At 68.5% G+C, this 24,581-nt stretch carries 25 protein-coding genes and 1 pseudogene; 8 read left to right on the top strand and 18 right to left on the bottom strand.

Features of this window, described 5'->3' with window-relative positions; translation table 11 throughout:
- Nucleotides 1–9 precede the first annotated feature (9 nt).
- Nucleotides 10–1,014 carry a glycerophosphodiester phosphodiesterase family protein gene (locus tag E3O23_RS05690; protein WP_134489013.1) on the bottom strand — a complete coding sequence of 335 codons (1,005 nt, stop codon included), beginning with the start codon at nucleotides 1,012–1,014 and terminating at the stop codon, nucleotides 10–12.
- 37 nt (nucleotides 1,015–1,051) lie between these two features.
- Between E3O23_RS05690 and E3O23_RS05685 the strand changes: the two genes are divergently transcribed.
- A complete protein-coding gene (locus E3O23_RS05685) occupies nucleotides 1,052–1,567 on the top strand; it encodes a hypothetical protein (protein WP_134489011.1) in 516 nt (171 codons plus the stop codon).
- Between the two features lie 72 nt (nucleotides 1,568–1,639).
- Nucleotides 1,640–2,446 (top strand): Bax inhibitor-1/YccA family protein, encoded by an 807-nt coding sequence (locus E3O23_RS05680; RefSeq protein ID WP_134489009.1) that lies wholly within the window; start codon nucleotides 1,640–1,642, stop codon nucleotides 2,444–2,446.
- 92 nt (nucleotides 2,447–2,538) lie between these two features.
- Here the strand turns inward: E3O23_RS05680 and E3O23_RS05675 are convergent, their stop codons facing one another.
- From E3O23_RS05675 to E3O23_RS18040, 10 genes are all read right to left on the bottom strand, one after another.
- Nucleotides 2,539–2,727: a hypothetical protein gene (locus E3O23_RS05675; RefSeq protein WP_134489007.1), complete on the bottom strand. Its 189-nt coding sequence runs from the start codon at nucleotides 2,725–2,727 to the stop codon at nucleotides 2,539–2,541.
- A gap of 121 nt (nucleotides 2,728–2,848) precedes the next feature.
- Nucleotides 2,849–3,154 carry a 2TM domain-containing protein gene (locus tag E3O23_RS05670; RefSeq protein WP_166790418.1) on the bottom strand — a complete coding sequence of 102 codons (306 nt, stop codon included), beginning with the start codon at nucleotides 3,152–3,154 and terminating at the stop codon, nucleotides 2,849–2,851.
- Nucleotides 3,155–3,347: 193 nt separating this feature from the next.
- A complete protein-coding gene (guaA, locus tag E3O23_RS05665) occupies nucleotides 3,348–4,931 on the bottom strand; it encodes a glutamine-hydrolyzing GMP synthase (RefSeq protein ID WP_134489003.1) in 1,584 nt (527 codons plus the stop codon).
- Nucleotides 4,928–5,365, bottom strand: coding sequence for a DUF3817 domain-containing protein (locus E3O23_RS05660; protein ID WP_134489001.1), 438 nt, complete (start codon nucleotides 5,363–5,365; stop codon nucleotides 4,928–4,930). The genes guaA and E3O23_RS05660 overlap by 4 nt, the downstream gene beginning before the upstream one ends.
- Before the next feature lie 9 nt (nucleotides 5,366–5,374).
- Nucleotides 5,375–6,148: an SURF1 family protein gene (locus E3O23_RS05655; protein ID WP_241983340.1), complete on the bottom strand. Its 774-nt coding sequence runs from the start codon at nucleotides 6,146–6,148 to the stop codon at nucleotides 5,375–5,377.
- Between the two features lie 5 nt (nucleotides 6,149–6,153).
- Nucleotides 6,154–7,605 carry a cation:proton antiporter gene (locus tag E3O23_RS05650; RefSeq protein ID WP_134488999.1) on the bottom strand — a complete coding sequence of 484 codons (1,452 nt, stop codon included), beginning with the start codon at nucleotides 7,603–7,605 and terminating at the stop codon, nucleotides 6,154–6,156.
- A gap of 3 nt (nucleotides 7,606–7,608) precedes the next feature.
- A complete protein-coding gene (locus E3O23_RS05645) occupies nucleotides 7,609–8,136 on the bottom strand; it encodes a cation:proton antiporter regulatory subunit (RefSeq protein ID WP_134488997.1) in 528 nt (175 codons plus the stop codon).
- Nucleotides 8,137–8,231: 95 nt separating this feature from the next.
- On the bottom strand, nucleotides 8,232–9,959 hold the full coding sequence (locus tag E3O23_RS05640; RefSeq protein WP_174776601.1) for a glycerol-3-phosphate dehydrogenase/oxidase: 1,728 nt from the start codon (nucleotides 9,957–9,959) through the stop codon (nucleotides 8,232–8,234).
- A gap of 42 nt (nucleotides 9,960–10,001) precedes the next feature.
- Complete coding sequence (locus E3O23_RS05635; RefSeq protein ID WP_134489031.1) at nucleotides 10,002–11,120, bottom strand: GuaB3 family IMP dehydrogenase-related protein; 1,119 nt, start codon at nucleotides 11,118–11,120, stop codon at nucleotides 10,002–10,004.
- Nucleotides 11,121–11,183: 63 nt separating this feature from the next.
- Nucleotides 11,184–11,330 (bottom strand): hypothetical protein, encoded by a 147-nt coding sequence (locus E3O23_RS18040; protein ID WP_166790416.1) that lies wholly within the window; start codon nucleotides 11,328–11,330, stop codon nucleotides 11,184–11,186.
- Nucleotides 11,331–11,451: 121 nt separating this feature from the next.
- On the opposite strand from E3O23_RS18040, the gene E3O23_RS05630 reads away from it, so the two are divergent.
- A complete protein-coding gene (locus tag E3O23_RS05630) occupies nucleotides 11,452–12,639 on the top strand; it encodes a MalY/PatB family protein (RefSeq protein ID WP_134488995.1) in 1,188 nt (395 codons plus the stop codon).
- 38 nt (nucleotides 12,640–12,677) lie between these two features.
- On the opposite strand, the gene guaB is transcribed toward E3O23_RS05630, so the two are convergent.
- Nucleotides 12,678–14,180 (bottom strand): IMP dehydrogenase, encoded by a 1,503-nt coding sequence (guaB, locus tag E3O23_RS05625; protein WP_134488993.1) that lies wholly within the window; start codon nucleotides 14,178–14,180, stop codon nucleotides 12,678–12,680.
- A gap of 338 nt (nucleotides 14,181–14,518) precedes the next feature.
- Between guaB and E3O23_RS05620 the strand changes: the two genes are divergently transcribed.
- The 4 genes from E3O23_RS05620 to E3O23_RS05605 are packed head-to-tail and all read left to right on the top strand — an operon-like array spanning nucleotide 14,519 to nucleotide 18,437.
- Nucleotides 14,519–15,784, top strand: a complete 1,266-nt coding sequence (locus E3O23_RS05620; RefSeq protein ID WP_134488991.1) for a branched-chain amino acid ABC transporter permease — start codon at nucleotides 14,519–14,521, stop codon at nucleotides 15,782–15,784.
- Between the two features lie 14 nt (nucleotides 15,785–15,798).
- Complete coding sequence (locus E3O23_RS05615; RefSeq protein WP_134489029.1) at nucleotides 15,799–16,779, top strand: branched-chain amino acid ABC transporter permease; 981 nt, start codon at nucleotides 15,799–15,801, stop codon at nucleotides 16,777–16,779.
- Nucleotides 16,769–17,680, top strand: a complete 912-nt coding sequence (locus tag E3O23_RS05610) for an ABC transporter ATP-binding protein (protein ID WP_134488989.1) — start codon at nucleotides 16,769–16,771, stop codon at nucleotides 17,678–17,680. The genes E3O23_RS05615 and E3O23_RS05610 overlap by 11 nt, the downstream gene beginning before the upstream one ends.
- On the top strand, nucleotides 17,667–18,437 hold the full coding sequence (locus E3O23_RS05605; RefSeq protein WP_134488987.1) for an ABC transporter ATP-binding protein: 771 nt from the start codon (nucleotides 17,667–17,669) through the stop codon (nucleotides 18,435–18,437). The genes E3O23_RS05610 and E3O23_RS05605 overlap by 14 nt, the downstream gene beginning before the upstream one ends.
- A 322-nt stretch (nucleotides 18,438–18,759) precedes the next feature.
- Here E3O23_RS05605 and E3O23_RS05600 read toward each other — a convergent pair whose 3' ends face one another.
- The 4 genes from E3O23_RS05600 to groES form a co-directional block, all read right to left on the bottom strand.
- The gene (locus tag E3O23_RS05600; RefSeq protein ID WP_241983339.1) at nucleotides 18,760–20,052 is read right to left on the bottom strand and encodes an ABC transporter substrate-binding protein; all 1,293 of its coding nucleotides are present in this window, start codon (nucleotides 20,050–20,052) and stop codon (nucleotides 18,760–18,762) included.
- A gap of 161 nt (nucleotides 20,053–20,213) precedes the next feature.
- The gene (locus E3O23_RS05595) at nucleotides 20,214–20,945 is read right to left on the bottom strand and encodes an ABC transporter substrate-binding protein (protein ID WP_134488985.1); all 732 of its coding nucleotides are present in this window, start codon (nucleotides 20,943–20,945) and stop codon (nucleotides 20,214–20,216) included.
- Between the two features lie 49 nt (nucleotides 20,946–20,994).
- Nucleotides 20,995–21,957 (bottom strand): EamA family transporter RarD, encoded by a 963-nt coding sequence (gene rarD / locus E3O23_RS05590; protein WP_134488983.1) that lies wholly within the window; start codon nucleotides 21,955–21,957, stop codon nucleotides 20,995–20,997.
- A 73-nt stretch (nucleotides 21,958–22,030) separates the two neighbouring features.
- A complete protein-coding gene (gene groES / locus E3O23_RS05585; protein ID WP_066597535.1) occupies nucleotides 22,031–22,327 on the bottom strand; it encodes a co-chaperone GroES in 297 nt (98 codons plus the stop codon).
- Between the two features lie 130 nt (nucleotides 22,328–22,457).
- Here groES and E3O23_RS05580 point away from each other — a divergent pair, with 130 nt between their 5' ends.
- Nucleotides 22,458–23,648, top strand: coding sequence for a class I SAM-dependent methyltransferase (locus E3O23_RS05580; protein ID WP_134488981.1), 1,191 nt, complete (start codon nucleotides 22,458–22,460; stop codon nucleotides 23,646–23,648).
- Nucleotides 23,649–23,659: 11 nt separating this feature from the next.
- Here E3O23_RS05580 and E3O23_RS05575 read toward each other — a convergent pair whose 3' ends face one another.
- Nucleotides 23,660–24,070 (bottom strand): hypothetical protein, encoded by a 411-nt coding sequence (locus E3O23_RS05575; RefSeq protein WP_134488979.1) that lies wholly within the window; start codon nucleotides 24,068–24,070, stop codon nucleotides 23,660–23,662.
- A gap of 111 nt (nucleotides 24,071–24,181) precedes the next feature.
- Nucleotides 24,182–24,581, bottom strand: a pseudogene (locus E3O23_RS18035) (hypothetical protein); the annotation flags it as partial.

The raw sequence follows: 24,581 nt of genomic DNA, 5'->3' as shown, positions 1-24,581 counted from the left end.
GCGGCCGCGTCAGAGCTCGTCCCGCGCCAGCACGGCCAGGTCGGGATGGTCGACGAAGACACCGTCGATCCCGGTGCGCATGATGGTGCGGAACTCCGCCGGCCAGTCGCCGAAGTCGGCCTTCAGCCGGCCCCGCCGGAAGGACTTCGCGAGGAACCGGTTCTCGGGCCGAAGGGTCCAGCAGTAGATCTCCAGCCCGGCGGCGTGGGCCTGGTCGACGAGATCGGAGGCGCCGAGGACCCGGCCGGCCTCATCCGTCTCGAGGATCAGCGATTTGTCGACGCTGATGCCGTCGACGCGGCCGCTGAGCGCGTAGAGGCCGGCCTCGGTGAGGTAGTCGGCGTAGTGCGGGGCCTTCGCTCCGAGCCGGGCCACCTCGTCGAAGGGTTTGCCGCGCGCTTCGACCAGGTACACCCGCTTGCCGTAGATCCCGCGGGCGTAGACCCCGTCGAGCACCCCCTGCTCGAAGCTCTCGATCGTCAGGCGACCGTCCGCCCCGTTCCAGCCGGCCGCGTTCACCTCCTCGGCGAACAGCTCGTCCAGGGGAAGGCCGACCGACTCGAAATAGGTGGCGTGCTTGATCTCGGCGACCATCCCGAAGGCGCGCTTGTCGGCGTCGGAGGCCCGGTCGATGATCTCGAAGACGTCGCGCAGCCGCAGGATCGGGAACCGCCCGTCGAAGCTGGCGCTGCTCCGGCGGATCTCGGGGATCCGCTCCCGGGCGCGGAGGGTGCTGAGTTCCGGCCAGGTGAAGTCCTCGGTGAACCAGCCGGTGAGTTCCTTGCCGTCGATCAGCTTCGTCGCGCGCCGGTCCGCGAACTCGGAGCGGGAGGCGACATCCGTCGTGCCGGAGATCTCGTTCTCGTGCCGCACGACGAGCACGCCGTCGCGGGTGGCCACGATGTCCGGTTCGACCGCGTCCGCGCCGAGGGCGAAGGCCAGCTCGTAGGCGGAACGGGTGTGTTCCGGACGGTAACCGCTCGCCCCTCGGTGGCCAATGACGATCGGTTTCATTCCCCAAGATTAGCCGCGCGACTGCCAGAATCGACGCGTGACCATCGTGATCGAACCCGCCCCGCGGCTGCACCGCTGGGGCGGCTACCGCGCGCGCTACCTGGCCGGCCTGTCGGCCGTGGTGCTGGGCATCGCCGCCACCAACCTGACGAGCACGTACAGCCTGTGGTTCCTGCTGATCGGACCGGCGGTGCAGCTGGTCGGCTGGCTGGTGCTGCCCGGCGCTCTCTGGCGGCGCCTCGTCGTTCTCGTGCCCTGCCTCGTGGCCGGCCTGGTGCTGATCGGCGGGGCCGACTTCGCCGGGGCCTGGGTCGTGCTGCTGGCCGGCTGGCTGTTCGTGCGGCACCGTCCGCTGCTGGGCTACCTCACCCTGCTGCCCGTCCTGGCGGCGGTCTTCCTGCTCAAGTTCACGCTCAGCGAGTACAGCCAGAACTGGCTGGGCCTGCTGGTCGGCGCGATCGTGACCGTCGGCTCCGCCTGGGCGGCCGCCTGGCTGGCGTCAATTCGGCCCGTACCGGGCATTTCCGAGCGGATGCCCAGCCCGTCTGAATAGAATCAACGTGGAACATCCCCCGGCGCCGACGCGGCGCCGGCCGACACCCGATCGAATGTGAGCCAGGAAACCATGGCAACCTCCAACCCCGCCTTCTCGCGCAACGCCGCCTTCGGCGCGCCCGGTGCGCTGGCCTCGACCAAGGTACTCTCGCCCACCGAGCTGCAGGACCTGTACAACGCCCCCGCCGCGGGCGCCCAGGACACCGACCGGATGAGCTACGAAGACACCATCGCGAAGACGACGCTGAGCTTCGCGCTGCTCCTCGTGGCCGCCGCCGCGTCGTGGTTCCTCACCCCGAGCATGATCTTCCTGCCCATCCTGGGCGCGATCGTCGGCCTCGTGCTCGGCCTGGTCAACACGTTCAAGAAGGAGCCGTCCCCGGCCCTGATCCTCGCCTACGCGGGCGCCGAGGGCCTCTTCGTCGGCGGCATCTCGGTGATCTTCGAGCAGCTCTACCCTGGCGTCGTCGTGCAGGCCGTGCTGGCCACCCTCGTCGTCGTCGGCGTGACGCTCGCGCTGTTCGCGAACGGCAAGATCCGCGCCTCCAAGAAGGCCACCAAGGTCTTCATGATCGCGATGGTCGGCTACCTGGTGTTCTCGCTGGTCAACTTCGGCCTGGTCGCCTTCGGCGCCCTGGACAGCCCGTTCGGCCTCCGCAGCGCCGAGTTCATGGGCATCCCGCTCGGCCTGATCATCGGGGTCCTCGCCGTGATCATGGCCGCGTACTCGCTGGTGCTCGACTTCGACTTCATCCAGCGCGGCGTGAACAACCGCGCCCCCCGCAAGTTCGGCTGGTCCGGCGCGTTCGGCATCATGGTCACCGTCGTCTGGCTGTACGTGGAGCTGCTGCGCATCTTCGCGATCGTCCGCGACTGACACCCCACGCGCACCACGCGCCACAGCACGGGCCGCCCCTCGGGGTGGCCCGTTCTGCGTCCCCGCTCGCTGTCCGCCAGGGAGCCGGTCGCTCAGTCGACAGCTTCGACCTGCGTGCGGATGTAGCTCTGCTCCGCCGCAGTCAGGCGAACGGATCCGGCCAGGTCCGGAGAAGCCTTGCCGCTGAGGCGGAAGACCTCCTCGAGCGCGGCCGGGCTGAGCGGCGCATCCAGGTCGGCCAGGATCTCGTGCTTGAAGGTGACATCCAGCGGGGCCACCATCGTTCGATGGGGGGAAGGCCCTTGTTGCCCATCTCAGCCTCCTTTCGGTGCATTCAGTTCGGGTGCATCGCGTTCGCGTGCCTTGCCTTCGGTGCGACACATCGCTGCGGCCGCGCGGAACTCAGGGCCCGCTGCGCAGTTCCCGGTCGATGTCGGCTTCGGTTATCGGCCGGCGGTAGAGGGCGTTCCAGGCGTCCAGCAGCAGCGCAACGCCCCAGCCGGCCAGCACCCAGCCGGGCCAGAAGTAGCCCATCCCGGTGACCGCCCAGACCCCGACCAGGAACGCGTTCACCACCACGTAGGCGACGATGTCGCCGACGAGCTTGCGTTTTCTCTCCAGCCGCCGCCGGGCATCCGCGCGTTCGGTCGGCGGGGCGCCGAAGTTGTCGGGCGAATAGGGCCGGCCAGGTTCGGGATTCATCGACATGACGCCACCTCCAGCAAGAGACACGACATGTGTCGTCTCCTCCGAAAGATACCCGCACCGCGCACCGCCCACCATGCCCCGCTAGCCAACCCACGACGTCCGCCGAACCGTGAGTTTGGCACCTTCCCGGGGCCCGGGAAGGTGCCGAACTCACAGTTCGGCGGAAGGAGTTAGGGGTTAGGGGCGGAGGGGGTTACTCCCACTCGATGGTGCCCGGCGGCTTCGACGTGACGTCGAGCACGACCCGGTTGACCCCTTCGACCTCGTTCGTGATCCGGTTGGAGATCCGCGCCAGCAGGTCGTACGGCAGTCGGGTCCAGTCGGCGGTCATCGCGTCCTCTGACGACACCGGGCGCAGCACGATCGGGTGCCCGTAGGTGCGGCCGTCGCCCTGCACGCCCACCGAGCGCACGTCGGCCAGCAGCACGACCGGGCACTGCCAGATCTCGCGATCGAGGCCGGCGGCGGTGAGCTCGGCGCGCACGATGGCATCCGCCTTGCGCAGCAGGTCGAGGCGGTCCTGGGTGATCGAACCGACGATCCGGATGCCGAGGCCGGGTCCCGGGAACGGCTGGCGCTGCACGATCTCGGCCGGCAGCCCGAGCTCGGCGCCGATGGCGCGGACCTCGTCCTTGAACAGGGTGCGCAGCGGCTCGATGAGTTCGAACTGGAGGTCCTCCGGCAGGCCGCCGACGTTGTGATGGCTCTTGATGCTCGCGGTGCCGCTCCCCCCGCCGGACTCGACGACGTCCGGGTACAGGGTGCCCTGGACGAGGAAACGGATCGGGTCGCCGTCTTCGGCGGCGGCCTCCTTGATCAGCTCGGCCTGGGCCTGCTCGAAGGTGCGGATGAACTCGCGGCCGATGATCTTGCGTTTGGTCTCCGGGTCGCTGACCCCCTCGAGCGCGGTCAGGAACTGCTCGCGCACGTCGACGGTGACCAGGCGAACGCCGGTGGCCTTGACGTAGTCTTCCTCGACCTGGCGGCGCTCGTCCTCGCGGAGCAGGCCGTGGTCGACGAAGACGCAGACGAGCTGGTCGCCGATGGCCTTGTGCACGAGCGCGGCGGCCACGGCGGAGTCGACTCCGCCGGAGAGCCCGCAGATGACCTTGCCGGTGCCGACCTGGGCCTGGATCAGCGCGACCTGCTCGGCGATGACGTTGCCGCTGTTCCAGTCCGCCGGGATGCCGGCGGCGCGGTGCAGGAAGTTCTCCAGCACGTGCTGGCCGTGTTCGGAGTGCTTGACCTCGGGGTGCCACTGCACGCCGTACAGCCGGCGCTCATCGTTGGCGAACGCGGCGACCGGCGTGGAACCGGTCGAGGCGAGCACGGTGAAGCCCTCCGGGGCCTTGGAGACGGAGTCGCCGTGGCTCATCCAGACGGTCTGCTCGGCGGGCTGGCCGGCGAGCAGGGCGTTGCTCTCCGGCGCCACGGTGACCGGCGTCGAGCCGTATTCGCGGGCCCCGGTGTGGGCGACTTCCCCGCCGAGGGCGGTGGCCATCACCTGGAAGCCGTAGCAAATGCCGAGCATCGGCACGCCCAGGTCGAAGATCTCGGCGTCGAACGCGGGCGCGCCCTCGGCGTACACGCTGGACGGCCCGCCGCTGAGCACGATGCCGAGCGGGTTCTTCGCCTGGACCTCGGCCGCGGTGATGGTGTGCGGCACGATCTCGGAGTAAACGGATGCCTCGCGCACGCGCCGGGCGATCAGCTGCGCGTACTGCGCGCCGAAGTCGACGACGAGAACGGGACGGTGGGCGGCGGGCTGTGCGCTCACGGGCGTGCCTCCAGGGTGGCAGCGGATGCTTCCCTGGCTGCGAGGAAGGCCTCGACTTCCCTGGCGACCCTCACCTCCAGGAAGAAGGACAGGGTGGGGATGATGCCGCCGAGGGCGATCAGCAGGAAGCGCGTGAACGGCCAGCGCATGATGCTCCAGAGCTGGAAGTCGGCGAACAGGTAGAGCACGTAGAACCAGCCGTGCACGATCAGGATGCCGGTGCTCAGGTTGAACGCGGCGACGGTTCCCCGGGGCACGAGGGCGAGGAAGCCGTTGTCCCCGCCGAGTTCGAGTTCGTACTGGAAGACGAACTTCAGGATGACTTCGACGCAGAGCAGCAGCAGGAAGACACCGGTGATGACCGAGGAAATCTTGTAGAGCCGGAGAGCACCGGGGATCCTGGGAATGTCGGTGGGCTTCGGTTCAAGTGGCATGGGCTAATTCTACGTGCCCGCCGCGGCGGCCTCGGCCTCGTTCTGCTCCCGCTCCCAGGCGTCCCGGACCAGCCGGTACCAGAGGAAGACCGCGAAGCCGGCGAAGACGACCCACTCGAGCGCGTAGAAGATGTTGAGCCAGTTGAGCTCCACCTCGTCGGTGGGCACCGGGGAGTCGATGACGGTGAGGCCGTCGGCGGCGACGGTGTCGACGATGTAGCCGGAGTAGACGGGCGCATCGGTGGAGTCCGCCCAGAGGTTGAGCAGGGCGGCCGGCGAGACGGTGGTCATGGTGTGCGGGTCGCGGCCCTCGTCCGGCACCTCGGGGGCTTCGGCCGGCACGAACCGGCCGGTGATCGTGGTCGGCTGGCCGGGGGCATCCGTCGCCAGCGCCCGCATCACCGCGCGGGCGTCGTCCTCGTCGGCTGCCCAGCCGCGGGCGACGGCGATGCTCGCGGCCTCGGAGCCCGCCTCGCCGTCGGTCAGGAAATGGCCCACGACCCAGAACCCGGTGGTCCCGCCGTTGAACCGGTCACTGACCAGCTGGTCGTCGCCGGGCACGAAGGCCCCGCTGGTGCGCACCATCTGGCCGGTCGCCTTCGTCGGTGCGGCGCCGCCGGGCTGGACCACGTCCGCGAGCGGGAGCACCGTCTCCGTGGCGCGCTGCACGACTTCGCCGGAGACGATCGCCCGTTCCAGCTGCCACTGGCCGAGCAGCGCGAAGGCCGCCGCGACGCCGAGGGCGAGCAGCAGCGCCAGCACCCACCGGGGGCGCAGCATCATCCTGATCACGTGTAGTCGCCCGGCCGTTCTCGCTTGTCGGTCTTGTCCTCGTTGTCGTCGGTGTCCTCCGGCGGGAAGCGGTCGGCGACGAAGTCGGCCATCGAGTCGGCGGCCCGCTCGGAGGGCCTGTCCGCAGCGTCATCCGGGCCGGTGACGTGTTCGACGACCCTTTTGACGGCGCGCTGCGTGCCGTGGTCGGCTCCGGAGCCGATCTCGGCGGTGGCCGCCTCGACGAGGGCGATCTCCTCGGCCAGCAGCGGGTCCCGCGGGACCTTTCGCGCATGCGCCGTCGGTGTGGCGCGGCGCAGGGCGATCCCGATCCGCTCCGACCGCGCGGCGAAGAGCGGCCCGAGGATGGCCATCAGCAGCACGTACAGGCCGGCGAACGGCTGCAGGCGCTCGTCCAGCCCGGCGCCGACGGACAGCGTCGCCAGGATCAGCGTGAACTCACCGCGGTTCACCAGGATCGCCGCGGAGTTCAGGCCCTCGACCAGTCCCATCCGATGCAGCCTGGCCAGCAGCAGCCCGGAGATGACGTTGAGCGCGAAGGTCATCACCACGGCGATCAGCACGATGCCGATGACCGAGCCGAACTCGGCCATGTTCAGGGCGAGGCCGAAGTTGAGGAAGAAGAACGCGCCGAACACGTCGCGGAGCGGCACGGCCACCCGCTCGATCTTGCCGCGGTAGGTGCTGGCGCCGAGGACGACGCCGATCAGGAAGGCGCCGATCGCATCCGTCACCCCGATGATCTCGCCGATGCCGGCGAAGAGCACGACGAGGCCGAAGAAGAGGATGGTGAACAGTTCGTCGTCCTTCGTGCGGACGAGCCGGGAAACGACCCGGCCGCCCCAGCGAGCGAGCGAGAACATGACGACCAGGAACAGGAAGGCGATGCTCAACTGCAGCACGATCGGCCAGACCTCGGTCTTGCCGCTGAGCACGACGGACACGATGGCCAGGTAGATCGCGATGAAGATGTCACCGACGACGGTGACGCCGAGGATCATCGGCGTTTCCTTGTTGGCCAGGCGCCGGAGCTCGATCAGCAGCTTGGTGATGATCGCGCTCGAGGAGGTTCCGGTCATCCCGGCGATCACGAGGGCTTCCCGGGTTCCCCAGCCGACCATCATGCCGAAGGCGAAGCCGAGGCCCATGTTGATCAGGACATACGAGCCGCCGGAGATCAGGAGCTTTCCGGCGTTGTCGAAGAACTCCTCCTGGTCGAATTCGAGGCCGAGGCTGAAGAGCAGCAGGATCAGCCCGAAGACGGCGATCAGTTCGATGTCCGCGGCTGCGAAGTTGAGCGGGAACCAGCCGGTGTGCGTGCTCGCCAGCAGGCCGACGATCATGTAGATCGGGATGGTCGGAAGCCCGATCAGTTTCCCGAGGCGGCCCAGGATGTAGGAGATGACGAGCAGGACGCCGAGGATGAGAAGGTCTTCGCCGATGTGCATCGACTAGCCTCCGGGCGGCGAATCAACGGACTTGGCCTTGACCTCACCTGTGCGGAAGAAGGTGAAGGCCTTGACGACCTTCTCGGGCGAGCCGGCCACGACGAGCGTGTCGCCGGGGAAGACCTTGAAGTCGGGGGCCGGCGCGGGATTGGCCGACTCGCCGCGCACGACGGCGACGACGGTGAGGCCGGCGATTCCCCGCTCGGCCGGGTTGCCGAGGGCCTGCCCCGCGATGTGGTCTTCGTAGTCGACGGTGAACCAGTCGATGCTGAGCCCCGGGATCTGGTCGAGCGCGGTGAGCGACTCGGTGATCTGGGTTCCGCCGAGCAGCTCGGCCAGGGTGTGCGCCTCGTCCTCGCTGAGGCGGAGCGACACCTTGCTGGCGTCCGGGCCGCCCTCGTCGTCCGCGAAGGTGATCAGGTCGCTGTGCCCGGAGCGGTGGGCGATGACGCCGACTTTGCCGCCGTCATCCGTGATGAAGGTGTGCAGGACACCCACACCGGGGAGCTTGACACGCCGAACGTCAACCATGAGACTCCTTGGTTTGGGGGCTGTCCGTCCAGTCTACCGGGCACCCGGCTGACCCCGACGGCGTGCCCGGCCGGCCTTCGCGGCGAGCGCGGCAGCTACCTGGACGCGACGATGTCGGGCGCCTCAAGCCGCACCCGGTCGGCGGATTCGTCGTCGGGCTGCAGCTGGGACGACCGCTCGGCGGCGACCCGCTTGAGGTAGAAGGCCACCTCGCGCTGCTCGCGTTCGCTGTCCCAGCCCAGCGCGCCGGCCATCAGCCGCGCGGCGACCGGCGCCGCGGACACGCCGCGGTCCCAGGACTCGATCGACACCCGGGTGCGTCGGGCGAGCACATCCTCGAGGTGCAGCGCGCCCTCGTGGGTCGCGGCGTAGACGACCTCGGCCTCGATGTAATCATCGGCGCCCGGCAGTGCGTTGGCCAGCGACGGCGTCTCCCGGATCAGGTCGAGCAGCTCGTCGGTCAGCGTGCCGTAGCGGTTGAGCAGGTGTTCCACCCGAACGGTGTGCAGGCCGAAGGCGCGGGCGATCTTGCCTCGCTTGTTCCACGCGGCCTGGTAGCCCTCGGCGCCGAGCAGCGGGATGTTCTTGGTCGTCGACTCGGGGATCTTGCCGTCGAGCGCGTCGACGGCGGCGTCGATGGCGTCCTTGGCCATCACCCGGTAGGTGGTCCACTTGCCGCCCGCGATCACGACGAGGCCGGGCACCGAGTGGCCGACGAGGTGCGTGCGGGAGAGCTTGGAGGTCTGCTCGGATTCGCCGGCGAGCAGCGGGCGGAGGCCGGCGTAGACGCCCTCGACGTCCTCTCGGGTCAGCGGCACGGTGAGCACCGCGTTGACGTGTTCGAGCAGGTAGTCGATGTCGGCCGCCGTCGCCGCCGGGTGCGCCTTGTCCAGGTGCCAGTCGGTGTCGGTGGTGCCGATCAGCCAGTGCCGACCCCACGGGATCACGAACAGCACGCTCTTCTCGGTGCGCAGCAGCAGGCCCATCGCCGACTGGAAGCGGTCGCGCGGCACCACGAGGTGCACGCCCTTCGACGCGCGCACCTTGAAGGTGCCGCGTTCGCCGACCATCCGCTGGGTGTCGTCCGTCCACACGCCGGTGGCGTTGACGACCTGCTTGGCGCGCACGTCGAACCGTTCGCCGGTCTCCAGGTCGTGGGCGTGCACGCCGACGACCCGCTCGCCGACCTTGATGAAGCCCTCGACCCGGACCCGGCTGAGGGCGTGGGCGCCGTAGAACGAGGCCGTGCGCACGAGCGAGGCCGTGTACAGCGCGTCATCGACCTGGGCGTCGTAGTAGGTGATGCCGCCGACGAGGGCGTCGTGGGCCAGGCTCGGCACGAGCTTCTGCACCTGGCGCCGGCTGAGGTGGCGGTGGTGGGGCACGCCGGGGCGCCCGCCCAGGTAGGAGAGGACGTCGTAGAGCAGCATGCCGGCGCCGACGTAGGCGCGTTCGAAGACCCGTTTCTTCAGCGGATAGAGGAACCTGACCGGCTTCACGAGGTGCGGCGCGAGGCGCTTGAGCAGCAGGCCGCGCTCGGTGAGCGCCTCGCGCACCAGCGGGAAGTCCAGCTGTTCGAGGTAGCGGATGCCGCCGTGCACGAGCTTCGAGGACCGGCTCGACGTGCCGGAGGCCCAATCGCGCGCCTCGAGGATGCCGACGCTGAGACCGCGGGTGACGGCATCCATCGCGCAGCCGGCCCCGACGATGCCGCCGCCGACGACGAGGATGTCGAGTTCCTTCGTCCTGAGGCGGGCCAGTGCCGCCTCGCGTTCCTCAGGCCCGAGCTTGGTGGACCGTGTCACCGAACTGCGCTGGTTCATCTGCTGCGTCCCCTCCTGACGAAATGCCCTTGTGCCTCGAAGCTACTTCACCCGGTACGGTGCGACAACCACCTCGACCCGCTGGAATTCCTTGAGGTCGGAGTAGCCGGTGGTCGCCATCGAGCGGCGCAGGGCGCCGACGAGGTTGGCCGTGCCGTCCGCTACCGGGGCCGGGCCGTAGAGGATTTCCTCGAGCGGGGCGACGGTACCGACCTCGACCCGCTTGCCGCGCGGCAGCTGGGCGTGGTGGGACTCGGCGCCCCAGTGGAATCCGCCGCCGGGGGCGTCGGACGCCCGGGCCAGGGCGGTGCCGAGCATGACGGCGTCGGCTCCGCAGGCGATCGCCTTGACGATGTCGCCGGAGGTGCTCAGGCCGCCGTCGGCGATCACGTGCACGTACCGGCCGCCGGACTCGTCCATGTAGTCCCGGCGTGCGCCGGCGACATCCGCCACGGCCGTGGCCATGGGCGCGTGGATGCCGAGCGAGGCCCGCGTGGTCGACGCCGCGCCGCCGCCGAAGCCGACGAGCACGCCGGCCGCGCCGGTGCGCATGAGGTGCAGGGCCGCGGTGTAGGTGGCGGCGCCGCCCACGATCACGGGCACGTCGAGTTCGTAGATGAACTTCTTCAGGTTGAGCGGTTCCTGGTTCTGCGACACGTGCTCCGCCGACACGGTGGTGCCGCGGATGACGAACAGGTCGACCCCGGCGGCGACGACGGTTTCGTAGAGCTCCTGGGTGCGCTGCGGGGAGAGCGCGCCGGCGACGGTGACCCCGGCGGCGCGGATTTCGGCGAGGCGTTCGGTGACCAGCTCCGGCTTGATCGGCTGGGAGTAGATCTCCTGCATCCGCGCGGTGGCCTTGTCCTCCGGCAGGCTGCGGATCTCGGCGAGCAGCGGCTCGGGGTTCTCGTACCGGGTCCACAACCCCTCGAGGTCGAGCACGCCGACGCCGCCGAGCTGGCCCATCATGATCGCCGTGGTCGGCGAGACGACGGAGTCCATCGGGGCAGCGAGGAACGGCGTGTCGAACTTGTAGGCGTCGATCGACCAGGTGACGGACACGTCCTCCGGGTCCCGCGTGCGCCGGCTGGGCACGATCGCGATGTCGTCGAAGGCGTACACGCGGCGAGCGCGCTTGGACCGGCCGATTTCAATTTCCATACTCACCAGCCCAGTTTAGGTGCAGCCGGGGCCGAGCGCCGGGTTCGTGGCTGTGGCCGCACTTCAGCGGTCGCGTCCGTGCGGGCGCACGACCCGGCCCTCGTCCCCCACCGGCGCATCCGCCTCGTAGACGGCTCCGTCGCCGCCGAAGACGAGGAAGCGGTCGAAGTTCAGGGTGAAGGTAACGTCGCTGACGTCGATGTGGCCCACTGTGGCATCCTCGCTCGCTGGGCCCCTCCAGGCGCGCCCGCCGAGCGGCGAGCCGTCCAGCTCACAGGCGCGGGCGGGCGTCACCCTCGACCGCGGGCGACGGATGGTGCATCCTGATCACATGGATGTCGCCGCAGATCCCCTGTCCCTGCTCCGCACCCGCACGAGCATGAAATGGCGCAGCTACCCGGAGGACGTCCTGCCGCTCTTCGTCGCCGAAATGGACTACCCGCTCGCGGAACCGATCAGCGAGGCGCTGGTCGCGGCGGTGCGGCGCAGCGACACCGGCTACGTGGCCCCGGTGAACGAGCTCGGCGAGGTGTTTGCCGACTTCGCCCGCCGGCGCTGGGGCTGGCGGGTCGACCCCGGCCAGGTGGCGAGCACCACCGATGTCAGCGTGGCGATCGTGGAAAGCATCCGCCGGGCCATCACGCCCGGCGACCAGGTCGTGATCAACACGCCCGTCTATCCGCCGTTCTTCGACCTCGTTCCGGAGGCCGGCGGCCGGGTGCTGGAGGTTCCGCTGCTGCAGGGCCAGACCGGCTGGGCGATCGACCTGGACGGGCTCGAGGCCGCCTTCCGGGCCGGGGCCCGCGCGTTCCTGCTCTGCAATCCGCACAACCCGATCGGGCATCCGCACAGCGTCGAAGACCTCACCGCGGTCGCGGAACTGACCGCACGCTACGACGTGACCGTCATCAGCGACGAGGTGCACGCGCCGCTGACGCACTCGGACGGCACGTTCGTCCCGTTCCTCTCCGTGTCCCCGGCCGCGGCCGAGCACGGCATCTGCGTCACGGCCGCCAGCAAGGCCTGGAACATCGCCGGCCTCAAGTGCGCGCTCATGGTCACCGGCTCCGAACGGATGCGACGGCTCGTCTCCGGCATGCCCCAGGAGGTCAACTGGCGGACGGGCCAGTTCGGCCTGATCGCCAGCATCGCGGCGTACCGGGACGCGGAGCCCTGGCTGGACGGGGTCGTCGCCGCCCTCGAGGCCAACCGCGCCCTGCTCGCCGAGCTGCTGGACGCCCAGCTGCCCGGCGCCGCCTACCTGCCGCCGCGAGCCAGCTACCTCGCCTGGCTCGACCTGCGCGCCCTCGGCTGGGGAGATGACCCGTCGGTGGTCGCGCTCGAACGGGCGAAGGTGGCGCTCCATCCTGGCCCGATGTTCGGCTCGCCCGGCCGCGGTTTCGCCCGGCTCAACTTCGGTTGCTCCCCCGAGGTGCTCGCCGAGGCCATCTCCCGCCTCGCGCATGCCCTCCCCCAACCCCGCGAAACCGCAGTTGTGCGCGCTAAAACTGCCTCATAGCGCGCACAACTGCGGTTTCGCGGTGGGGGTGGGGCGGATTAGCGGCGGTAGTTGGGCGCCTCGACGACGATCTGCACGTCGTGCGGGTGCGACTCCTTGAGCCCCGCGGCCGTGATGCGCACGAACTTGCCCTTGTGCTTGAGCTCGTCGATGGTGCGCGCGCCCACGTAGAACATGGACTGGCGCAGCCCGCCGATGAGCTGGTAGGCCACCGCGGACACCGGCCCGCGGTACGGCACCTGGCCCTCGATGCCTTCGGGGATGAGCTTGTCGTCGGAGGGGACATCCGACTGGAAGTAGCGGTCCTTGGAGTAGGACGTCTTCGTGCCCCGGGTCTGCAGGGCTCCGAGCGAGCCCATCCCCCGGTAGGTCTTGAACTGCTTGCCGTTGACGAAGACGAGTTCCCCCGGGCTTTCGTCGCAGCCGGCGAGCAGCGAACCGAGCATCACGGTGTCCGCCCCGGCCACGAGGGCCTTGGCGATGTCGCCGGAGTACTGCAGCCCGCCGTCGGCGATGACCGGGATGCCGGCCTCCCGGGCGGCCAGGGACGCCTGGTAGACCGCGGTGATCTGGGGCACGCCCACGCCCGCGACGATGCGGGTGGTGCAGATGGAGCCCGGCCCGACGCCGACCTTGATGGCGTCGGCCCCGGCGTCGATGAGCGCCTGGGCGCCCGAGCGGGTCGCCACGTTGCCGCCGATCACGTCGACCGCGGCGAATGCCGGGTCGGACTTCAGCTTGCGGATGATCTCCAGCACGCCGGCACTGTCGCCGTTGGCGGTGTCCACGACGAGCACGTCCACGCCCACCTCGAGCAGCGCGGTCGCCCGTCGCCAGGCATCACCGAAGAAGCCGATGGCGGCGCCCACGCGCAGGCGTCCGGCGTCATCCTTGGTGGCGTTCGGGTACTCCTCCGACTTCTCGAAGTCCTTGACCGTGATCAGGCCGGTGAGCTTGCCACCGCCGTCGACGAGCGGCAGCTTCTCGATCTTGTGCCTGGCGAAGATGGCCACGGCATCCTCGGGGCGCATACCGACCTTGCCGGTGATCAGCGGGGACCTCGTCATCACCTCACGGACAAGGGTGGTGTGCTTCTGGGTCTCGGAGATGAAACGCATGTCGCGGTTGGTGATGATACCCACCAGCACTCCGTCGGAGTCGACGACCGGCAGGCCGCTGATCCGGAACTGGCCGCAGAGCGCGTCAACCTCCGCGACGGTGGTGTCCGGCGAAGTCGTTACCGGATTGGTAATCATGCCGGATTCGCTTCGCTTGACCAGGTCGACCTGCTCGGCCTGGTCGCCGATGGAAAGGTTGCGGTGCAGCACGCCGAGCCCTCCCTGGCGGGCCATCGCGACGGCCATCCGGGTCTCGGTGACGGTGTCCATCGCGCTGGAGAGCAGCGGGGTGGCCACGCTGATCCGGCGCGTCAGCCGGGATGTGGTGTCGGCCTCACTGGGAATGACGTCGGTGTGCCCCGGGAGGAGCAGCACGTCGTCGTACGTGAGTCCGGTGAAACCGAACGGATCTGGCTGATCCATGAAACCCCTTTGCTTGTTGCGGGAAAGCGTGCGGAAAGAATGTCCGGGGATCAGCGGGACTGGGCCGGTTCTTCAATGTTAAGCGAGAATGCGGCCCCGGAATTCCCCTNTAAGCGAGAATGCGGCCCCGGAATTCCCCTGCCCCGCCCGGCTTTGGGTACCCCCCCCCCCCCATCGGAGTCGGCGCGAGTCGCGAAACAAATACGACATAAACTCTAGGTACTGTCAACAACGTTGTTGACAGGAGAAACCCGAGGTCCGCCCGGCCACAAGCCCGGCCGGCGCCACATGGAGGTGCAGTGTATTCCACTGGTATAGGTCGCAGATTCTCACCCCGGATGTTGGTGATCTTCTTCGGTGTGCTGCTCGCGGCCCTGACGCTGTCCACCCTCGCCATCAGCCCCGCCCATGCGGACGAGATCAACACCGACAAGTACGATTACGTGCTCGCCGGTAACGTGCAGTTCGACGGGGAACCCCTCGACGGCGTGCTGATCACCGTCAAGGGCGCCGGTTACGAAGCCGAAGTCAAGACCGGCGTCGACGGCAAATGGAAGGTCGGCGTCCCGGAGAAGGAGACCTACACGGTCACCCTCGACGAGGACACGCTGCCCAAGGGCGTCGTCGTCGCCAAGGGCGGGTCGAAGCTCAAGGCCGAATTCGGCCTGACCAAGGTCAAATCGGTGAACTTCTTCCTCGGCGAGGGCACCAGGACCACGGTCCCGTTCTTCGACCAGTTCCTCAACCGGTTCGTCAACGGCCTGAACTTCGGCCTGCTGCTCGCGCTCGCCGCCATCGGCCTGTCGCTCATCTTCGGTACGACCGGGCTGAGCAACTTCGCCCACTCGGAGATGATCACCTTCGGCGCGCTGATGACCCTCGCGTTTTCGGGGCTCGGCCTGCCGATCTGGCTCGCCATCGTCCTCGCCATCGTGCTCAGCGGCGCGCTCGGCTGGGGCCTCGACGCCGCGATCTGGAAACCCCTCCGCCGGAAGGGGGTCGGGCTCGTCCAGCTGATGATCGTAAGCATCGGCCTGTCCCTGGCGATGCGCTACACGTACCAGTACTTCATCGGGGGTTCGACCAGCCAGCTGCCCGGCGCGGGCCAGGCGGACCTCAAGTTCGGTGCCGTGCGCCTCTCGCCAATCGACCTCGTCAGCATGGGCATCAGCATCGTCGTGCTCCTGGCAGTGTCGTACTTCCTGCTCCGCACCCGCATCGGCAAGGCCACCCGCGCCGTCTCAGACAACCCCAGCCTCGCCTCGGCTAGCGGTATCGACGTCGACGGCGTGATCCGGATCGTCTGGATCGTCGGCGGTGCGCTGGCCGGCCTCAGCGGCGTGCTGTGGGCCTACTTCCGCCCCGGCGTGAGTTGGGACATGGGCTTCCAGATTCTGCTGCTCGTCTTCGCCGCAGTCACCCTCGGTGGCCTCGGCACCGCGTTTGGAGCGTTGATCGGTTCGATCATCGTCGGCTTGTTCGTTGAGCTCTCCACCCTGTGGATCCCGTCCGACATGAAGTACGTCGGCGCACTTGTCGTGTTGATCCTGGTGCTGCTGCTTCGGCCGCAAGGCATCCTGGGTCGCAAAGAGAGAATTGGCTAGAAGGGCATCCGATGATCGACTGGGGAGCAATCTTTAGCAACGCAGCCGTCGAGCTGATCAGCCCGACTACCGCTGCATACGCCCTCGCCGCGCTGGGCCTTGCGGTCCACTTCGGCTACACCGGCCTCCTGAACTTCGGCCAGGCCGGCTTCATGGCCCTCGGCGCCTACGGGTACGCCATCTCCATCCTGACCTTCGGCTTCCCCGTCTGGGGCGCCGTGCTGGTCGGGATCGGCGCATCCGTCGTCTTCGCGTTGATCCTCGGTATCCCGACGCTGCGGCTGCGGGCGGACTACCTGGCCATCGTGACGATCGCGGCGGCCGAGATCGTGCGACTGCTGTTCACGACGAACAGCTTCGCCTCGGTCACCGGCTCGGCCAACGGGCTGAGCGGCTACAAGCTCGGCTTTGCGGCCCTGAACCCGATCCCCGAGGGCACCTACGGCTTCGGGCCGTTCGAGAACAACGCGTACGACTGGTGGCTGCGCATCGTCGCCTGGACAGCGGTGGTTCTCATCGCGCTGTTCACCTGGCAGGTCATGCGGAGCCCCTGGGGCCGCGTGATCAAGGGCATCCGTGAAGACGAGGATGCCGTGCGCGCACTGGGCAAGAACGTCTATGCCTACAAGATGCAGTCGCTCATCCTCGGTGGTGTCTACGGAACCCTCGCCGGAATGATCTTCGCGCTGCCCCGCGCGGTCGTGCCGTCGAACTACCAGACTTCGCTGACCTTCTTCATCTACGCGATCCTGCTCCTCGGCGGGGCGGCGACGATCCTGGGCCCGATCATCGGCTCGATGATCTTCTGGGTGCTGCTGTCCTTCTTCTCCGGGTTCATCGCCCGCGCGGTCGAGGCGGGGTGGCTGCCGTTCATGACGAACATCCAGGCCGGCCAGCTGCGCTTCATCCTCGTCGGCGTGGCGATCATGCTGATCGTCATCTTCAGGCCCCAGGGCATCTTCGGAAACAAGAAGGAGTTGGCCTTTGTCCACTAACACTGTTCCCACCGGAAAGCCGGTCAAGTCGGTCGACCTCCACATCGGAGCCGCCGAACCCGGCTGCAAGAAGCGCGACCCGATCCTCGTCGCCGAGGGCGTCAGCCGCACCTTCGGCGGCCTCAAGGCGGTGGATGTCGACCACCTCGAGATCCCCCGCGGCGCCATCACCGCCCTGATCGGGCCGAACGGGGCCGGCAAGACCACCCTGTTCAACCTGCTCACCGGCTTCGACAAGCCGGACACCGGATCCTGGACCTTCGAGGGAAAGTCGCTCTCCGGCATGCCGGCGTACCGGGTCGCCCGGATGGGCCAGATCCGCACCTTCCAGCTGACGAAGGCGCTCAGCCTGCTCACCGTCATGGACAACATGAAGCTCGGTGCCAAGGGTCAGATCGGGGAGAACCTGTTCCGGGCGCTGCTGCCGTTCCTCTGGCGCAAGCAGGAGGAGGAGAACGAGGCCAAGGCCCTCGACCTGCTCACCCGGTTCAAGCTGGACGAGAAGAAGGATGACTACGCGGCCAGCCTCTCCGGCGGGCAGCGCAAGCTGCTCGAGATGGCGCGGGCGCTGATGAGCGACCCGACCCTGGTCATGCTCGACGAGCCGATGGCCGGCGTCAACCCGGCGCTGACCCAGTCGCTGCTCGACCACATCCTCAACCTCAAGGCCGAGGGCATGACCGTGCTCTTCGTCGAGCACGACATGCAGATGGTGCGCCACATCGCCGACTGGGTCGTGGTCATGGCCGAAGGACGCGTCGTCGCTGAGGGCGACCCGCACGAGGTGATGAAGAACCAGGCCGTGATCGACGCGTATCTCGGCCAGCATCACGACGAAGACCTCGGCGCTGACACGGAGCACGTGGAAGCCATTAAGGAGCTGCTCGATGACAACCTCTAGCCCGCTGGCAGCACCGGTGCCCACCGAGACCCGGGCAGCCGTCGTCGAGGTCAGGAACGTGACGGCGGGCTACGTGCCCGGTGTGAACATCCTGAACTCGTGCTCGCTGACCGCCTACGAGGGCGAGCTGATCGGCATCATCGGCCCGAACGGCGCCGGCAAGTCGACGCTGCTCAAGTCGATCTTCGGCCAGGTCAAGGTGCGCGAGGGCGAGGTGCTGCTCCGCGGGGAGAACATCACCAACCTCAAGGCGAACAAGCTCGTCTCCAAGGGCGTCGGCTTCGTCCCGCAGACGAACAACGTCTTCCCGACGCTGACCATCCTGGAGAACCTCGAGATGGGCATGTTCCAGAAGCCCAAGGGGCTCGCTGAGCGGCTCGAATTCGTCACCGAGATCTTCCCGGAGCTCAAGAAGCGCCTGTCGCAGCGCGCCGGCTCGCTGTCCGGCGGTGAGCGCCAGATGGTCGCGATGTCGCGCGCGCTGATGATGGGCCCGCACGTCATGCTCCTGGACGAGCCCTCAGCGGGGCTGTCCCCGGTGCGCCAGGACGAGGCGTTCCTGCGCGTGAAGGAGATCAACAAGGCCGGCGTGACCACGATCATGGTCGAGCAGAACGCGCGTCGCTGCCTGCAGATCTGCGACCGCGGGTACGTGCTGGACCAGGGCCGGGATGCCTACACCGGCACCGGGCGCGAACTGCTGAACGACCCCAAGGTGATCGGCCTCTACCTGGGGACCCTCGGCCAGGACGAGTAGCCCCACCCGCGGCCTCACACGGCCGCCAGAGCGGCGTCCGGGATCCCCCGGGCGCCGCTTTCTGCGTGTCGCCCCCGCGCCCGCCCCAGCGGCCGTGCGGAGCCGCGGCTGCGCACCGGCAGTACCCGCCGACTGTCGCCGTTTGTGCCGACCGACGCCGTTGCAACGGGGCACCTCGGCATATTCGGCGACTCTCGGCGCGGGAGGCGCGCCAGCAACGCAAAAGGGCCCCGACCGAAGTCGGGGCCCTTCCTGCGTCAGCTACTAGTGCGAATGACTAGTGCGTCAATCACTAGTGCGTCAGTGACTAGTGCGTCAGTGACTAGTTGATGCGCTTGTACGTGTTGTCGGCCTTGTACTCGTAGACACCGATGGTCGCCTCGGTCGGGTCGCCGTTCTTGTCGAACGTGACCGGGCCGGAGAAGCCGTCGTAGTTGACCTGCTTGCCGTCAGCGAGAGCCTTGGCAGCGGCCTTGAAGTCGCTGACCTTCTCGCCGTCACCCTCGCCACCGGAAACCTGGCGGAGGTAGTCAGCGATCGACGCGCCGGAGACATCGTTGCCCGCGTAAGCGGCCAGGGCGATGAGCATGACGGAGTCGTAGGACTCAGCCGCGTAGCTGAAGTCCTTCAGGGTCGGGTCGACCTCGAGCAGGCGGTCGGTGAAGTCGCCGAGGGTTCCGACGTCGAGGCCCGGCAGGGTGCCCTTCGAGCCTGCGATGAGGCCTGCGGGGAAGTCCTTGCTGTAGTCGGCGAGGTTTCCGTCAACCAGGTAGAGCTTGTCGCCCGGGTAGCCGGTTCCGACGAGCGCCGGGATGATGATCTTGGCCTGGTCGAAGGTGATCAGGGCGATCGCATCCGGGTTGGCCGCGGTCACTGCGGAGATCTGGGCTGCGAAGTTGGAGTCACCCTCGTTGAAGAGTTCCTCCGCGACGACCTCACCGCCGGCGCTTTCGAACGTGTCCTTGAGGGACTTGGCCAGGCCGGTCCCGTAGGCGTCGTTCAGCACGATCATGCCGAGGGTGCTGTTGCCGTCTTCGGCGATCTGGTTGCCCAGGACCTCGCCCTGCAGCAGGTCGGAGGGAGCCGTGCGCCAGTAGAGGCCCTTGTCGGCGTACTCGGTGAAGTCCGGCGAGGTGTTGGCCGGGGAGAACTGAACGACGCCGGCGGCGACGATCTGGTCGATCACGGTCTTGGACACGCCAGAGGATGCCGCACCGACAATAGCCGAGACATCCTGCGAGAGGAGGTCGGTCACGGAGACGGTCGCGGTGTCGGTCGTGGTGTCGCCCGAGTCACGGAAGACGGCTTCGACCTTCATGCCGAGGTTGGCGGCGTTGATGTCGTTCACGGCCAGCTGGACGCCGGCTTCTTCGGGCGGGCCGAGGAAGGCCAGGGCGCCACTCTGCGGAAGAATCGTGCCGATCTTCAGGGTGAGGTCGCGGTCGCCGGCCTTGACCGTCTTGGCGTCACCGCTCGCAGCGGGGGCCTTGTCACCGGAGGGTTCTGCGGTGCCGCTGCAGCCGGTGAGCAGAAGTGCGCTGACGCCGACCATGGCGATACCAGTGACGACGGCCCGGACTGAGCGGGAGGCCGAGGCCTTCGCGAGTACGCTCAATTTTGCTCCTTGGTAGTAGGAATAGTCATACATCACGGCAGCCGAGTGACTGCCGTTGAGTCACAGTAGGCATAGCTACTGCAGTGAAACAAGGAATTCGGCTCAAACTTGGGCAAACCGTCCCAAATCGTTACGAAGAGCGCTCAAAACGCACCAAATCGTTAGGAACGCTCGCCCGTCGCGCCGACAAAGCGAATCTTCTGCTTGTCCGAAAGGGCTGCGAGGCATTCGCCCCAGGACGTGCAGGCCGTCGGTCCGGATGCGACGACATCGATCCTCGAGGCCACGGACAGGCCCCCGTCGTCGCCGGCCACGGTCGCGGCGAGCGCGGCCGTGACGACGCCGTCGTAGGCCTCGGCCCCGCCGACGAAGCCGGTCAGGCCGGGGTCGGCCGAGCGGAGGAGCCGCGCGAACGGGTTGCCGGGGGCGATGGGCGTTCCGCCCCGCACGAAGTCGCCGAGCGGCAGCACAGCGATGTCCGCCGCCTTGAGCGTCGCCGCGGCCGCCTTGGGCACCTTCGCGGAGGGATCCCAGAGCACCACGTCGACGCCGCGGGCGACGAGGTTGGTGAGCGCGACATCGAGGTCGCCCGCCGAGTTGCGGTGGATCAGCTCGAGCGGCTTGCCCAGAACGCCGCCCTGCCCGGTGATTTCACGCGCGGCGACCTCCGTGCCGGCGACCTGGGCCTTGCCCTCCGCCGCGGCGTCGCCGGTCATCGGGAACATGGTTCCGATGCGGAGGATGCCGTCACCGGACGGCGCGAGGGTCGGCAGGGCCGTCGCGGAGGCCTTCGGAGTCGGAGTCTTCGGCGTCTCGGGGGCCGTGCACCCGGTCAGGCCGACAACCAGGGCGACGGCCCCGGCGATGACGACGGGGAGGGCTTGAAACGTCATCCGGTGTGTCCTTTCCAGTGCGGGGTGCGCCTTCGAGCGTACCGTCCGCTCAGGCGGGCTCGAGGGATGCCCGGCGCGGTGCGCGGCCCGTGGCGATCATGTCGACGGTCAGGATGAGCAGGGCGAGCCAGACGAGGCCGAAGCCGGCCCAGCGCTCCGGGGGCATCGGCTCGTGCAGGATGAACACGCCGACGAGGAACTGCAGCAGCGGCGCGAAGTACTGGATCAGCCCCAGGTAGCTCAGCGGCAGTCTGCGGGCGGCCGCGGCGAAGAAGAGCAGGGGCACGGCGGTGACGACCCCGGATGCCACGAGCCCGAACGAGTGCCACGGCGAGACCGTGCCGAAGGTGAGTCCGGACATCGCTCCGACCACCACGAGCTGGATGACCGCGATCGGGGCGAGCCAGGCCGTCTCCAGCGTGAGCCCGGCGACGGCATCGACGTCGCCGCCGACGCGCTTCTTGATCAGGCCGTAGAAGCCGAAGGAGAAGGCCAGCACGAGCGAGATCCAGGGGAGCCGGCCGTAGCCGATGGTGAGCACGACCACGGCGAGCAGGCTGATGCCGACGGCCACCCACTGGATCCTCCGGAGCCGCTCGTGCAGCACGAGCACGCCGAGGAAGACGGTCACGATCGGGTTGATGAAGTAGCCCAGCGCCGCCTCGACCACGTGGCCGCTGAGCGCCGCGAAGACATACGTCTGCCAGTTGATGAAGATGAGCAGCCCGGCCAGTCCCATCGTCCAGACGACGCGGGGCCTCCGCAGCAGGCCGAGCAGCGACCGCCACTGCCGGGTGACGGTGATGATCAGCGCGCAGAAGACGAGGGAGAACAGCACCCGCCAGGCGACGACCTCGAGCGCCGACGTCGGCACGAGCAGGATGAAGTAGAGGGGAAGGAGCCCCCAGAGGGCGTAGGCGAGGACCGCGTAGATCAGGCCGGTGCTGTGTTCGCTGCGCGGCGCGCGCGCGCCGCGCCCGGGCGCCGTGGTCCGTGTCGGCTCGTCAGCCATCTGCCGTCCCTCCGAACGTGAAGAATCCCGGATGGCGAGGCCATCCGGGATTCAACGATAACGCGGGGAGTGACTAGCGAACGACGACCGCGAGCACGTCGCGAGCCGACAGGACGAGGAGGTCCTCGCCACCGAACTTGACCTCGGTTCCGCCGTACTTGGAGTAGATCACCTTGTCGCCGACGGCGACGTCGAGCGGGATGCGGTTGCCGTTGTCGTCAATGCGGCCGGGGCCGACCGCGACAACTTCACCCTCCTGGGGCTTCTCCTTGGCGGTGTCAGGAATGACCAGCCCGGAAGCGGTGGTCTGCTCGGCGTCGACCTGCTTGATGACGATGCGATCTTCGAGCGGCTTGATGGAGACCGACACGGTTGACCTCTTTCTTGAAGAAGATTTGGGTTAGCAGACTCACAGCGAGAGTGCTAAAACGAGTTTAGGGCGCATCTGGCACTCACGCAACGTGAGTGCCAGACACAGCCGGGCTTGGTAGGTTTGCGGGATGGATCGCTCTGAGCTCGTCGAGCTACTGTCGCCCGAGGGTTTGCGCCTGCTGGACTCGCTGCCGCCGTACGAATCGACGGCCGATGTGGTGCGGATGGTGAGTGAACTGCGCAAGGCCGGCCATGCGCCGGGCCTGGTCGCCGCGGTGCTCAGCCAGTCGAAGCTGCGCGCGAAAGCCGAAGCCAAGTTCGGCGAATTCGCCGGGCGGATGCTCTTCACCGAGGCCGGCCTGGAACAGGCCACCCGGTTCCGGGTCGCCGCGCTGCACGCCGGACGGTTCGTCGCGGCCGGCACGCGCCGGGTGGTCGACCTCGGCTGCGGGATCGGCGGGGATGCGATGGCGATGGCGGCGATGGAACTCGCGGTGACGGCCGTCGACGCCGACGAGGTCACCGCCGCGGTCGCCAGCTACAACCTGGCTCCGTTCCCGACGGCGACCGTCGTCAACGCCGAGGCGGAGAGCATCGACCTGGACGCCTTCGACGCGGCCTGGCTGGACCCGGCCAGGCGCACCGCCGGCCACACCAACACCTCACGGCTGACCCGGCCGGAGGACTACTCCCCCTCGCTCGACTGGGTCTTCGGCCTGGCGGCGCGCCTGCCGATCGGCGTCAAGCTGGGGCCTGGCCATGACCGCGACCTCATCCCGGCCGACGCGGAGGCGCAATGGGTCTCCGTCGACGGCAAGCTGGTCGAGATGGGCCTGTGGTTCGGGGTCCTCGCCCGCGAGGGGATCCGCCGCTCGGCCCTGCTCCTCAGCCACGACGGTGTCGCGGAACTGACCGCGCCCGCCGACAGCGACGACGTCGAGGTCGGGCCGCTCGGCAACTACCTCTACGAGCCCGACGGCGCAGTCATCCGGGCTCGCCTGATCGGTGACCTCGCCCGCTCGCTCGACGCGCAGATGCTGAGCGAGGGCATCGCCTACCTCACCTCGGCCGTCCTGGTGCCGACGCCCTTCGCCGCAGCCTTCCGGGTGCTGGAATCGTTGCCGGTCGACGAAAAGAAGCTGCGCCTGGCGTTGCAGGAGCGTCGCATCGGGACTCTCGAGATCAAGAAGCGCGGCGTGGATGTCGACCCCGCGACCCTGCGCACGCGCCTGCGCCTGAAGGGCCCCGAGTCGGGAACCCTCGTGATGACCCGCGCCGGCGGGCACCGGGTCGCCCTGCTGGTGGAACGCGTTCGCTAGCTCCGGCCCGCTCAGCCGAACGAGGGCAGCAGCACCTGGGTGATGTACACGATCCAGCCGACCGCGATGGCCAGGCCGGCCAGGCCGGTCACGAGCCCGTAACCCCACCAGGTCTTCGCCCCGGGCTCGACGCTCCGGCCGACAGAGGCCAGGATGACGGCGGCGAGGGCGAACGTGGCACCCCAGATCCCGAAGATGCCGAGCAGGAGGCCCAGGAGCCCGCAGGCGAACGCCGCGATCGAGAATCCGCGCCGGTTGGCCACCGTGCTGATCTCGGCGTCCGTGTGCACGCGGGGCACCCACTCGGTGGGCGCCGTCATGGTGGACTCCCAGGCGAGCTCGCCCTCGACCCGCACCGGCGGGCGCGTCAGGTCGAGCCGGAAGTCCTCCGGCGACCTCGGGTCGTGGTTCTGCCCGGTCATGTCGGTTCCTTTGTTCTAGACCGGCGCCTGGAGTGCAGGCGCCTGAAATTCAGGCGCCTGCCCTCTAGACGGGCGCCACCGCACGGGCGGCGGCGCCCCGTGCGATTGTGATCAGTACTGCGGGTTGGGCAGGGTGCCGGTCGGGTAGTTCGCGAAGAAGACCGACCAGAGCACCAGGCTGAGCAGGGCGATAGCGATCCCGACGAAGCCGGTGATGATGCCGGTCAGCCACAGTCCCCGCGCCCGCGGTTCCTTCGACTTGCCGAGGAATCCCAGCACCACGGCGCCCGCGGGGAAGAACAGGCCCAGGACTCCGCCCACGAAGGGAATGAACGCGATCGGCGCACCGACGATTCCGATGATGCCCGCGACGAGGGACAGGATGCTCAGGATCGGCTGCTTCACCGCCGGGGCGCCGGCGTACGGGCCGGCGGCCGGCGCGCCGTACGCCGGTGGCGGCGGCGTGGGCGCGCCATACGCCGGTGGCGGCGGCGTGGGCGTTCCGTGGTCC

The organism is Cryobacterium tagatosivorans, assembly GCF_004402215.1.
Lineage (GTDB): Bacteria > Actinomycetota > Actinomycetes > Actinomycetales > Microbacteriaceae > Cryobacterium > Cryobacterium tagatosivorans.
Note: the sequence above shows the minus strand (reverse complement) of the source record. Positions and strands in the feature narration are given on the sequence as shown.

Coding starts and splice junctions, on each gene's coding strand:
- E3O23_RS05690 (WP_134489013.1), bottom strand. CDS start 1,014: ATGAAACCGATCGTCATTGGCCACCGAGGGGCGAGCGGTTACCGTCCG.
- E3O23_RS05680 (WP_134489009.1), top strand. CDS start 1,640: ATGGCAACCTCCAACCCCGCCTTCTCGCGCAACGCCGCCTTCGGCGCG.
- E3O23_RS05675 (WP_134489007.1), bottom strand. CDS start 2,727: ATGGTGGCCCCGCTGGATGTCACCTTCAAGCACGAGATCCTGGCCGAC.
- E3O23_RS05670 (WP_166790418.1), bottom strand. CDS start 3,154: ATGTCGATGAATCCCGAACCTGGCCGGCCCTATTCGCCCGACAACTTC.
- E3O23_RS05660 (WP_134489001.1), bottom strand. CDS start 5,365: ATGCCACTTGAACCGAAGCCCACCGACATTCCCAGGATCCCCGGTGCT.
- E3O23_RS05655 (WP_241983340.1), bottom strand. CDS start 6,148: ATGATGCTGCGCCCCCGGTGGGTGCTGGCGCTGCTGCTCGCCCTCGGC.
- E3O23_RS05650 (WP_134488999.1), bottom strand. CDS start 7,605: ATGCACATCGGCGAAGACCTTCTCATCCTCGGCGTCCTGCTCGTCATC.
- E3O23_RS05645 (WP_134488997.1), bottom strand. CDS start 8,136: ATGGTTGACGTTCGGCGTGTCAAGCTCCCCGGTGTGGGTGTCCTGCAC.
- E3O23_RS05640 (WP_174776601.1), bottom strand. CDS start 9,959: ATGAACCAGCGCAGTTCGGTGACACGGTCCACCAAGCTCGGGCCTGAG.
- E3O23_RS05635 (WP_134489031.1), bottom strand. CDS start 11,120: ATGGAAATTGAAATCGGCCGGTCCAAGCGCGCTCGCCGCGTGTACGCC.
- E3O23_RS05630 (WP_134488995.1), top strand. CDS start 11,452: ATGGATGTCGCCGCAGATCCCCTGTCCCTGCTCCGCACCCGCACGAGC.
- guaB (WP_134488993.1), bottom strand. CDS start 14,180: ATGGATCAGCCAGATCCGTTCGGTTTCACCGGACTCACGTACGACGAC.
- E3O23_RS05620 (WP_134488991.1), top strand. CDS start 14,519: ATGTTGGTGATCTTCTTCGGTGTGCTGCTCGCGGCCCTGACGCTGTCC.
- E3O23_RS05605 (WP_134488987.1), top strand. CDS start 17,667: ATGACAACCTCTAGCCCGCTGGCAGCACCGGTGCCCACCGAGACCCGG.
- E3O23_RS05595 (WP_134488985.1), bottom strand. CDS start 20,945: ATGACGTTTCAAGCCCTCCCCGTCGTCATCGCCGGGGCCGTCGCCCTG.
- rarD (WP_134488983.1), bottom strand. CDS start 21,957: ATGGCTGACGAGCCGACACGGACCACGGCGCCCGGGCGCGGCGCGCGC.
- E3O23_RS05580 (WP_134488981.1), top strand. CDS start 22,458: ATGGATCGCTCTGAGCTCGTCGAGCTACTGTCGCCCGAGGGTTTGCGC.
- E3O23_RS05575 (WP_134488979.1), bottom strand. CDS start 24,070: ATGACCGGGCAGAACCACGACCCGAGGTCGCCGGAGGACTTCCGGCTC.